Annotated in this window: 9 protein-coding genes; 1 reads left to right on the forward strand and 8 read right to left on the reverse strand. The window is 31.3% G+C overall.

The window, feature by feature from the left end:
- Positions 1-25: 25 nt before the first annotated feature.
- The 5 genes from KFE69_11765 to KFE69_11785 all read right to left on the reverse strand — a co-directional run bounded on the left by KFE69_11765 (position 26) and on the right by KFE69_11785 (position 6,147).
- Positions 26-1,360 (reverse strand): hypothetical protein, encoded by a 1,335-nt coding sequence (locus KFE69_11765; GenBank protein UTW42155.1) that lies wholly within the window; start codon positions 1,358-1,360, stop codon positions 26-28.
- Positions 1,361-1,533: 173 nt separating this feature from the next.
- Positions 1,534-2,829 carry a hypothetical protein gene (locus KFE69_11770; GenBank protein ID UTW42156.1) on the reverse strand — a complete coding sequence of 432 codons (1,296 nt, stop codon included), beginning with the start codon at positions 2,827-2,829 and terminating at the stop codon, positions 1,534-1,536.
- A 168-nt stretch (positions 2,830-2,997) separates the two neighbouring features.
- A complete protein-coding gene (locus KFE69_11775; protein ID UTW44068.1) occupies positions 2,998-3,735 on the reverse strand; it encodes a helix-turn-helix transcriptional regulator in 738 nt (245 codons plus the stop codon).
- A gap of 316 nt (positions 3,736-4,051) precedes the next feature.
- A complete protein-coding gene (locus KFE69_11780) occupies positions 4,052-4,795 on the reverse strand; it encodes an endonuclease/exonuclease/phosphatase family protein (GenBank protein UTW42157.1) in 744 nt (247 codons plus the stop codon).
- Positions 4,792-6,147: a PLDc N-terminal domain-containing protein gene (locus KFE69_11785; GenBank protein UTW42158.1), complete on the reverse strand. Its 1,356-nt coding sequence runs from the start codon at positions 6,145-6,147 to the stop codon at positions 4,792-4,794. Before KFE69_11785 ends, KFE69_11780 begins: the two co-directional genes overlap by 4 nt.
- A gap of 214 nt (positions 6,148-6,361) precedes the next feature.
- Here KFE69_11785 and KFE69_11790 point away from each other — a divergent pair, with 214 nt between their 5' ends.
- Entirely contained in the window at positions 6,362-7,762 is a 1,401-nt protein-coding gene (locus tag KFE69_11790; GenBank protein ID UTW42159.1) for an amino acid permease, read from the forward strand.
- Here KFE69_11790 and KFE69_11795 read toward each other — a convergent pair.
- From KFE69_11795 to pheT, 3 genes are all read right to left on the reverse strand, one after another.
- On the reverse strand, positions 7,741-9,126 hold the full coding sequence (locus KFE69_11795) for a S41 family peptidase (GenBank protein ID UTW42160.1): 1,386 nt from the start codon (positions 9,124-9,126) through the stop codon (positions 7,741-7,743). The genes KFE69_11790 and KFE69_11795 overlap by 22 nt on opposite strands.
- A gap of 104 nt (positions 9,127-9,230) precedes the next feature.
- Positions 9,231-9,542 carry an integration host factor subunit alpha gene (locus KFE69_11800; GenBank protein ID UTW42161.1) on the reverse strand — a complete coding sequence of 104 codons (312 nt, stop codon included), beginning with the start codon at positions 9,540-9,542 and terminating at the stop codon, positions 9,231-9,233.
- A 4-nt stretch (positions 9,543-9,546) separates the two neighbouring features.
- The gene (gene pheT, locus KFE69_11805) at positions 9,547-11,922 is read right to left on the reverse strand and encodes a phenylalanine--tRNA ligase subunit beta (GenBank protein UTW42162.1); all 2,376 of its coding nucleotides are present in this window, start codon (positions 11,920-11,922) and stop codon (positions 9,547-9,549) included.
- Positions 11,923-11,952: the final 30 nt, after the last annotated feature.

Raw genomic sequence — 11,952 nt, forward strand, 5'->3', positions numbered from 1 at the left:
ACAAATTCCTTATTATTTTGATTTACTAAGGCTCACAAGAGTTTGAAAATTTTTGATACGTTATAAATTGTTCAAAAAACGGCTTTTTTTCTAAAGCAATAGAGCGTTTACGTCTTGGTACTGGGAATTCACTTTTCGTTAAAATCAACGCCTCTTCTTGGTCAATTTCCTTATTTAAGCGATTAAATGACTCAAGTGAAACTAATAATTTAAAGCTATTTGAGCATTGATAGCGATTTAATAGATCTAAAGATTGATTAAGTAATTCACCTAACAGTGACATTTCATGATCAATTGTCACCTTCTGATTTAGAAAAATATTAAATAATTCTGTAGCTGATATTATGATTTTATTCACACAAAATACTAAAAAATCAAATAAATCTTTCGATTGCTTTTGACGAATATAACTTTCTATATATCCATTAATTGGGTATAACTTTATAAAACCAGCTAACTCAACCATTACTTGTTTTACTTTATCTTTATCTTTATCCGTAAAATATAGTTGAAATATCTTATATTCAATATTTAATTGTAAGTTATTACACTCATTTGCAAACTTTTGGATATTAGCAAGATGAACCTCACTACCCAATAACTTACTCTGGCTAAGAAAGTTAATGATATTTTCTTTATTCCCTTTATCCATAAAATGACTTTCAATTGTCTTAGACAACAAAGCAAGATAATCAACCAATGCACTGCGTTTTGTATCATGTAAATATAGAAATACTGGAAAACCCACTTGTCCTTCATATTCTGGCAAACTTAAGCATAAGGCATACATTTCTTTGTAATTTTCAATAACATACTTAACACCCTCTTCAGTAATCTTGTTTGTTGTTATATTAAATAAAATATTTTCTGAATATGATTTAAATTGATTTTGGCCAGCTTGATTAATTTTTAATAATTGTTTAAAAATATGATTATGATATTGGCACGTATTAGTTATGTATTCATACTCTCTAATAAAACTATCTTTATTAAAAAAAGAATTTGCTAATATCAACGTAAAACCATTGAGCATATAGCCATTAAATAACTTGCCCAAAATATCAACTAAATCAATATAATTTGAGCGAATACTAGCCTGACTTTGAAACGAATCATTAGCAATTAATTTATAGAACTCTATCAAATCTTTTTTTAATGTATCTATTACGATAGATATTAATGAGCTCATATTTTCTGAAATAGTTTTTGAACGTATAATCTCAAATAATTCATTCAAAAAAAGTTCATAAAGCGCTTTTTTACCATTTGATATCTGAAGTTTTTTAACTTGAGCTTTAACTTCATTAATCGATTTTATCATCTCAGATTCTAAACTATATATAACTTTAATTTCATCCATAAAATTTCTACTACTTTATATAAATCATTTAAGGTTTTAGTTTTCTTAAATAATGGTAATTTCAGCACTTATAATATATGATGCATTGCTTCTTATCTTTATTCAATAGAAGATTTATTACAGAGATGATTAAAAATTAAACAAAAAAATTATTTAAAATATATACTTAAAGATTAAGCCATTTCTGGGGTTAGAGTTGATTGTATTTGTTCATCCTCATTCTTTTCTGCAAATGGTAGAGGGGGAGTATTAGATTGTAAATTTGCTATTTGATTAAATTTATCAATAGCTTTTAAAAAACCAGCATCTTTAGCACAGCTAAAATCATTTAAAATTTTCAATGATTGATTAAATAATTCAACTAAGGTTTTAAATGACTCACCTAAACCTTCAGTATTTCTAAGTGATATTTCGGTAATTTTAGCTGCAGTAATTGCTAATGCATTAATGCATTTTTTCATAAAGCTAAAAGGTTCTAATATTTTATTTTTCTCTGAATGCTTTTCATAATCAGAAGTTATAGTATATTGGCTAATAAATTCTTTTAATTGTCGCATAGCTTCTAGCTTTTCTGGATCAAATGATTTAAATTTTGAGGGTTTTCTGTTAAGATAGCTATCTATATCAATTATAAATTTCTCTTTAAATTCCTCGCAATTCTTTTGATATTTGCTAATAATATCTTTAAATTGAACTTTGGTATTTTTATCAATACCATGTGCTGTTTTATAATTAATTATTTCGCTATCTTGGATATCCTCTTCTAAGAAACTTTTTGCTCGCTCTAAAGCATCTTGACTACTTTTCCTTTGGGGGTTCGCATTTACACACATTGCAATATGGGATAAAAAATTATTTAAATGCTTTGATTTTACTGGTTCTGGATAGGTCATATCACGTGGTGGTGCAGAATATTCAGGTAAATTTCTTATCATTTGCAAGGCATTATTTATATTAGTTAATTCCATAAATTGATCATTCTGCATATTTCCCATAGCATTAAGGTTATAATTAACCGTGGCAGTATTTTTGTCAAATTGATTTAATTTTAATAATTTAGTATATAACTGAGCACTTGATTCCAATGCCTTAATCAACTCGTTATATTGATTTTTAACTGGACTAGCGACACTTGCCTGATCTACTGCATATTGTATAACTAATTCATTCTTTAATAAATCAATTACTACATTTGCTAAATATAATATAGATTTATTTAGGCTAACTGGATCATTTAAATTATGATTAGCTATCATCCTATATTCATCTTGAATCATTATTTTAAAATTCTTTATCTCTCTCTTTAACGTAGAAAAATTCCATATAGGATTTTTAATATAGCCAACAAATGCATTAAGTAACTTTAAAGTAGTTTCTTTTTGGTTATTATCCAAACTTACTACTTCTTGGGACTCAATATCCTTAATCTTATTTTCAAATAGTTCAATTAACTCTTTATTATTTGCCATATTTAACACCTTCATATTAAACGCAATGCTTCATTTAATGTAAAATTAATGATACGCGTTCTTATCAATTTAACAATTAAACATTTATTACAAAACTGATCAAATAAAATACAAAACTTTTTGCATCTATTTTAATTTGCTGTTTTACATTAAGAAATAAATAGTAAATTATAGTTTTAGCTTATCTTGAGATGCTCTGTATTTCTTAGAAACCCATTCAAAACCAATATGCTTTAAAATACTAAACGTTGAAACTAATTCTAATTTATTACGCGCATTGAGTTTTTCTTTAGCTTTTTGAAGGTGAAACTCAACCGTTTTATTGGATAAAAACAAAATCTCAGCAATCTCTTTAGCTGTTTTTCCTTGAGAGGTTAATTGTAAAACCTGTTGCTCTCTATAAGATAAGTTTTGTTTAGCTGCAAGTTGATTAAATACACCAATATCATGCAAAAAAGAAGCCTTTCTATCATTATTTGATCTTACAAATGGCTCATTACTTTCTTCAATACAATGATTTTTTAAAATAATATTATTATTTGAATAATAGTGATAGTCATAAACTGAATAATGCATCTGCATTAACTCTTCTCTTAAAGGCGTACTTTCTTGAATAAAATAATGAATGAATTCACGCAATGCACCTCGTTCATTATGAAAAATATCTTTAACACCATCTTTAGTATGACCTGAAAACCAAAATTGCTCTCGGCCATATTCTGTATTCTCACAAAGACATAAAGCAATATCTTCATCAGGCAACCATTTGGCTGCATCCATTTCAACTTGAAGTTTAGGTAAATTCGCATTTAATTTAGCTAATGGCAAAACCAAAGAATCATACTTTGGCCAGGGAATATCTTGATAGTATAAATATAATTTTCCCTTAATAAAATCTTCTGCCATTTTAGGCCGGCTACCATAAAAGAAAAATTCACCGCTATAAGAATAGGCAACACTTCTAAAACCAATAATATTAAAATGCTTAGACAATGGTTGGGCAAGCTTTTGAATTAAATTGCAATATTTCTTAGCGCCTTTATTATGCATCTGCATTAAATAATCACCATACTGCGAGTTATTTGCATCAAAATTTTTTAATGTCTCTGGAAGCTTTATCATTTGATATCAACTTAAGTTACCTGTTATACCCATAATCGAACAAACGCAACATAATATATGTCTGATTAAATACTGTCAAATTGATTACAGCAGCTTAATTTTAGCAAAATTTTACATACAGTGGATTATGATCTGATAATTTATGACAGTCCAAAACAAATGACTCATCTACTGTTAAGTTTCGATAGAGAATATGATCTAATGGTGATGATATAAATGATTTAATTAAACGGCTATTTTCAAATTTAACAGAGTTTAGATTTAACTGATGAATTAACTGATCTAATAATAATAATCGACCTGTTCCCCAACTATTAAAGTCACCAGCAATGATTAATGGTCCTTGATGTGATAAAGCAAATTCATATAATTGTTGCAATTCTTTTTGATAAATTTGAACGCTTCTAAAATTAATTGCATGCACATTAATTAGCATAAGTGCATCAGCTGATGTTAAAGGGTAAATACTCACCAAAAATGCTTTATGCGTTCTAAAAATAAACTCTTTATAATGGCTAATTACATAATTACTATGCTTACTTTCTGCATTTGATGCTGTTAGTAAACCAAATGATCTATTTTTAAATTCAAGATTAGAAAAATAATACTTTTCATATGCTTCTAATGCTGAGGTTGATTGCGCAATACGTTTTAATGATGGGCTTTCCTGAAAAGTCAATAAATCTGGTTTATATTGAGATAATAATTTCATTAAATAAGTAATTTGTTTTGGTTTATGTAACTTTTTATAGACATTCCAACAAATAAGTGAAAACGACTTTTTTAATACTGGATTTAGCATAGCTGGCGAATGACGTTTTAAATCAACAGCAGGTTTAATCATAATAATGGCACAAATACTTTCATTAAATTGGCAACAAATTGCTTAATAGGACCCGTTTTCTTAATCTCATGACGTGCATTTAAAATAAACCCTTCCATCCAAACTTTAATTTGGTTTAAGATTACTTCAGAGTGAAAAAATACACCTAATTCATAATTTAAAAATAAACTTCGATAATCTAAATTAACAGAACCTAACATCACGGCATCATCAAATAGCACTGCTTTTGCATGCACCATTTCCCCTTCAAAAAGGCAAACATCAATATTAGCATCTTTTAAGCGCTCTAAATAATGACTTCTACCAATATCTGCTAGTAAATGATTGGACTTAGATGGCGTTATTAATTTAACATCAACGCCTCGATAGTTTGCTATAACTAAAGCTCTAACTAATTCACGAGGTGGAATAAAATAAGGAGTCATAATCCAAATACGTTTTTTTGCCTGGTAGATTTTACTCATTAAAACATTATATACAATATCTTTTTGGATATCAGGCCCCGATGGTGCAATCTCCACTAAATAATTACCACCTGAAGCTTCAGGTAAAATACTTTTTAAACGCTCACCCGTTGCAAATTGCCAGTCATCAATAAATAATCGTTCTAATGTTTTTAAGGAATTTCCCTTAAGAGAAAATAAAATATCTTGCCAACGCTTTTTATTGGGCTTAGCACCCATATATTCATCGCCTAAATTCATACCACCGGTAAATACACAGCGATTATCAATAATATAGATTTTTCTATGATCTCGTAAATTAATCGCATTTTTAAATGGATTTCTAAATATGGGCATAAAAAAACGTAAGTTAATACCAAAGCTTTTTAATTTTCTTCTTAAGAAAAAGCTAAAATATAGCTTCCAAGAGCCTACACCATCGGCTAGTATTCGAACATCAACCCCCTCTTTAACCTTAGTTTTAAAAATATGTAGTAATGATTTAGTCATAACATCATATTGAAATACATAGGTACTGATATAAATACGTGTTTTTGCTTTCTTTAATTCATCAACAAATGCTTGATATGCTTTAACACCATCAGTATATAAAGTAAAATCATTACCACTAGATGCCGTATCTAAGCCATAACCTTTAAATAAGGTTGGAATTAATTTGTCTGACTCAAGTATTATTTTATCTTGGTTTAAACTTGACTGTGTCGGTGTTGGACGCTTTCTAATACCTATGACAAAATAAAGTGGCACAGAGATATATGGCATAAATGCCAAAGCTAATGTCCATGCAATAATACTGGTAGGCGTTCTTTGCTTTTGACTGATCACGCGGATAAATGCAACTAATGATAGAATATGACAAATTAACAAATAGATATTCCAAAATCCCATTAACTACGTATCTCTTTTGATCTCTCACTTGGTTTAAGTATAGCAACAGCTTCATCCAATAAGAATTGTTATATTAATATTAAGGCCTATCTTTAATCATTTTAGTTCCTAAAGTCGCCAAATACCTACTGATCATTAATTACTACTTGCAATTGATCATCACTAACCTATGATAGTATCATCTTAATTTAATTACACAGATACTAAAATCATTATGTCCACAGCTAAAATTGGCTTTTTTATGCTTGCTATGTTAATGGCTGGCGCTATCGATAATATGAGAAATTTACCAACAACAGCATTATTTGGTACTTACTTACCCTTCTTTTTTATTTTTGCTGCTTTATTTTTCTTTATTCCAGTTGCACTTGTTTCTGCTGAACTTGCTTCAACCTATACTGAAAAAGGCCATGTTGGGATTTATGGTTGGGTTTATGAAGCTTTTGGAGATAAAATCGCTTTACTGGCGATTTGGTTTCAATGGATTAACACCGTTTTTTGGTTTCCTACTGTATTATCCTATTTAGCAGCAAATATTGCTTATTTAATCTCACCTGAGCTGGTTAATTTCAAGCTTTATTTAATTACAACAATGCTCGTACTTTTTTGGATCATAACGATTATTAACTTAAAAGGGTTAAGAATATCTGCTGAAGTTGCAAGTATCTGTACTGTAATTGGTGTTGTTATTCCGATGGCTTTAATCATCATATTAGCCATTATTTGGCTTATTATTGGAAATCCTAGTGAACTGCATTTTACGCTACAAAATACCTTACCATTTCATAACGGCCATCAACAACTATTAACATTAACTGCCATTATCACTTCATTTTTGGGGCTTGAATTGGCAACAGTACATATCAGAAGTGTAAGAGACCCTAAAAAAACAGTACCTAAAGCACTCATCTTTGCTATGATTTTTGTTTTAATTACGATGGGATTTGGTTCTTTATCGATTGCCATGGTTGTACCAAAACATCAATTAAACTTAGTTGCTGGGGTTTTCCAGTCTTTCCAAAATTTTCTTAATCACTTTCATATTGGCTTTTTATTACCCATTTTAGTTATTATGATTTTAGTTGGTTCGCTTGGAACTATGATCAATTGGATCATCTCACCAGCTAGAGGCTTAATGCATGCTGCAGAAGATGGTTTTCTACCATTATTTTTACAAAAACGTAATAAAGCCAATGCACCTGGACGAATTTTAATATCCCAAGCAATATTAGTTTCTATTATTTCTCTTGCTTATCTTTTAATGCCGAGTGTTAATGGTTCCTACTGGCTTTTAACTGATTTAAGTACTCAAATTTATGTTATGATGTATGTATTAATGTTCCTTGCTGCAATTAAGCTTCACTATAAACATCCTAATATCGAACACCCTTTCTGTATTCCTGGTAAAACCGCGGGTATGTGGATTGTCACAGTGATGGGACTAATTGGTACTACAATTACATTAGCTGTCGGTTTTATTCCACCAGAGAATATTGATGTGGGTAGTAAAATTCATTATGAGATTATTTTTATCAGCGGGTTACTTATTGCAATTTTACCTGTAAGCATTTTATATTTTTATAAATCACTTAATTATCGTTCGGCTAAGTTCTGAATAACAATCATTGCTTTTAAAACATTTAAAGCTTCATTCAATTGATAATCTTCATGAACTAAATGTTTTTGAACTTTATCCTTATCTTTAATTTTATTGGTATACTCTTCGACTATTTCTTGATCATTAACTTCTAACACTTCTTCAGTATTATCATCATTTTGTTCTAATGCATGGTTTAAATGTTCTTCTCTAATTTGCCACTGTGCCATTAATTTTGACTTTTCTTCATCGAAAGGTACTTCTAATTCATTTACTGTAATATCAGGCATAACACCTTCTGCCTGAATACTTTTTCCTTTTGGTGTATAATAGCGTGCTGTTGTAATTTTTACAGCAGAATTGCCATTGAGTGGTAATACCGTCTGAACTGAGCCTTTACCAAATGTTTTAATTCCCATAATAATTGCACGACCATGATCTTGTAGTGCACCTGCAACAATTTCTGATGCACTTGCTGAGCCACTATTAACTAATACAACAATAGGTAGCCCTTCTGAAGCATCTGATGTTTCTGAAATACCTTCAAACTTTGATGCTTTTAATCGCCCTTTTGCATAAACAATCTTTTTATCATATTTAAGCTTATTAGCATCCAAAAACATATCAGCTACATCAACTGCAGCTTGTAAAATTCCACCTGGATTATTTCTTAAATCAAGAATGATTCCTTCAAGCTTGCCATTTGACTCTTTTTCAAGATCTTCTAATGCTTTAAATAAATTCTTTTCTGTATTCTCTTGAAATGCACTAATACGGATATAACCATACTTATCTTCAATTAATCTTGATTTCACTGAAGTGATCTTAATAATATCACGATAGATTTTGAATGTTAAAGGTTTAGCTGAACCGACTCTAACCACCGTTAAAGTAATTGGTGTACCTTTTTTGCCACGCATTAAATCAATTGCTTCAGTTAGTGTTAAGCCTTTAACTTGGTGGTTATCAATCCTTACAATTAAGTCACCTGCTTTAATACCTGCTTTTTGTGCAGGTGTATCATCAATTGGAGCGACAACTTTCACAACTCCATGCTCAATGGTCACTTCAATACCTAAACCACCAAATTCGCCTTTTGTTGCAAGACTAAGATCGGATAACTCTTTTTCATCCAAATAAGTTGAATGTGGATCAAGCCGCTCAAGCATGCCCTCAATCGCATTTTCAAGCATTTCTTTGTCAGTTATTTTTTCAACATAAAGTGTTCTAATAATTTCTAATACTTGAGTAAACTTCTGTACCTCTGCAACAGGCAAGCGTTCTTGACTATCTTCACCTTTAGCATAAACATTTGTAAAGCATATCATAATCAAGAAAATTATGATCATTCCCCCCAAACGGAATAATCGATATGTAATCATAATAAACATATCCTCCCTTCTACTCAGGGCAAAATACCAGATGAATTTGGTACCGAAATAGATTTTTTTAAGAAAAGTTAGAAGCTTGATTAATCTTCTACTACTTAATAGCCTCTTTTTCTTCTATCCAATGCTACTTGTACTTCACCTTTTAATTTCTGCCCTGGTTTAAATGTAACTACAGTACGTGGTTCAATCGCCACTTCCTGACCTGTTTTAGGATTTCTACCGGGGCGTCCCGATTTACGACGTAAATTAAAATTACCAAACCCTGACAGTTTCACATCATCCCCTGCAATTAATGTTTTAACAATATCCGTATAAAACTGATCTACAAACACTCTAGCTTGGTCTGGGGTCATGTGACATGATTTAACGACAGCATCTATCACTTCAGCTTTTGTCAATGTGCTCATACGCTTACTCTCTTAGTGTTGCTTTATAATTTTCTTCAAGTCGTGCCACCAATTGACTGACTACTTGATTGACATCTTCATCTTTAAGTGTTTTCGATGAATCTTGTAAAATCAAGTTAAATGCGACACTTTTTTTATTTTTTGGCATATTTTCGCCCTGATAAAGATCAAAAACACCCACATCTAATAATAATTCTCCACCTGTCTCAATGATGGTTTGTCTGATATTTTCAACGGCAATATCTTCATCTACAACAATTGCAATATCACGAGAAATAGATGGATATTTTGACCAATGTTTAAATTTTGCTAATTTAATATGGTTTAGTACATTCCAGTCAAGTTCAAACACAATCGGTGCTTTACCTTTTAAGGCAACTAATTTTTGCAAATTCGGATGTATTTGACCAATCAAGCCAACTATATCACCTTCTTGATTTAAAATGGCTGCACTACGCCCAGAATGTAAATAAGGTAAATTAATTGGTTTAAAGCTAAACTGACTATTTGTCATAGCCAATAGCATTGAAACATCACTTTTTACATCATAAAAATCACTTTCATGCATATTTGACCACTGAAGCGGTGTTAATGTACCTGAAACAACACCTGCTAGCATCTGTTTTTGCTCTAATACCCCTTTTTTATCATATATAAAACAATTGCCCGTCTCAAAACTACGGATACGACTTTGCTGGCGATGAATATTATTCTTCAATGCAGTTAATAAACCAGGTAGTAAGCTTTGTCTCATTACAGCCATATCAGAAGCTATTGGATTTTTTAATGCCAAGCTTTCATGATGCAACGCAAAAAACTGATCGAACTTTGGATCAATAAAACTATAGGTAATCGCTTCTTTATAGCCGCGTGCAGCTAATAAATGCTTTACTTTTGATACTTCAATTGCTGATTCTTGCATAGTAACTGTTGGCATTGTTAGTTTAGGCAATGTTTGTGGCAAATTTTCATAACCATATAAACGTGCAACTTCTTCAATTAAATCTTCCTCAATTGCAATATCAAATCGCCATGATGGAACATTGACCTGCCATTGATCTGATTGAATATTTTTAAGTGTGAACCCTAAAGCAGTCAAAATACTGACTACCTCATCAGCAGTCGTCTCAAGGCCCAATAAACGTTTAATGCGCGTTAAATTTAATGTAATAGTATCTCTTTTAGGTAAATACATTTCATTTGACTTAACCACAACGTCACCAGCCTCTCCACCACAAAGGCTTACTAATAATTCAGTTGCTCTTTCTATTGCTCGCTCAACTAATACTGGATCAACACCACGCTCAAAGCGATGTGATGAGTCCGTGTGAAGACCATAGCTACGTGCTTTGCCTGCAATTGCTAATGAAGAGAAAAAGGCTGACTCAAAGAATATATCGACTGTTTGATCTGTTACAGATGAACCTTCACCGCCCATAATACCAGCTAACGCCAGTGCTTTTTTATGATCTGCAATAACTAAAGTATCCTTGTTTAAGTTAACTTCATTACCATCTAATAAGATCAGTTTTTCGTTTTCTTTAGCCATTCTTACGATTATACCATCATCGATTTTGCCTAAATCAAACGCATGCATGGGCTGGCCTAACTCAAGCATAACATAATTGGTAATATCAACAATAATACTAACCGGTCGAATACCACAACGGCGTAGTTTTTCAGTAAGCCATAATGGTGATTCTACCTTTGGGTTTACATTACGAATAATTCGCCCAGCATATTTAGGGCATGCTTGATCATTTTCAAGCTCAATGCTTACTATATCTGATATCTCTGCTTGAACTGGTTTAACATCAACTGGACTATACATAACACGATTTAATGCAGCAACTTCTCTTGCAATGCCTTCAACACTTAAACAATCTGCTCTATTTGGTGTTAAGTCAACTTCAATAGAACTATCATCTAACTGTAGATATTGACGAACATCATCACCAATTGGAGCGTTTACAGGTAGTGACATAATACCACTATGCTCATCAGATAGGCCTAATTCTCTTTCTGAGCATATCATCCCATTAGAGGTTTGCCCTCTTAATTTACTTTTTTTAATCTTTAAGCCTGGTAGCTCTGCTCCAACTAATGCAACGGCAACTTTCATACCTTCAGTTACATTTGCTGCTCCACAGACAATATCTAATACTTCATTGCCTACATCTACCTTACAACATGAAAGCTTATCTGCATCAGGGTGCTTAGCTTTTCCAATTACTTGACCAACAACTACGTTCGAAAATTCTGCAGCAACAGGTTCAATACTATCAACTTCTAAACCTGCTAAAGTTAATTGTTCAGTTAATGCTTTTAATGATAAATCTGTTTGAACAAACTTATTTAGCCACTGGTAAGATACTTTCATTTAATTTCTACTCCGAAAATCATCCAATTG

It is taken from the genome of bacterium SCSIO 12844 (genome assembly GCA_024397935.1).
Classification (GTDB): domain Bacteria; phylum Pseudomonadota; class Gammaproteobacteria; order Francisellales; family Francisellaceae; genus M0027.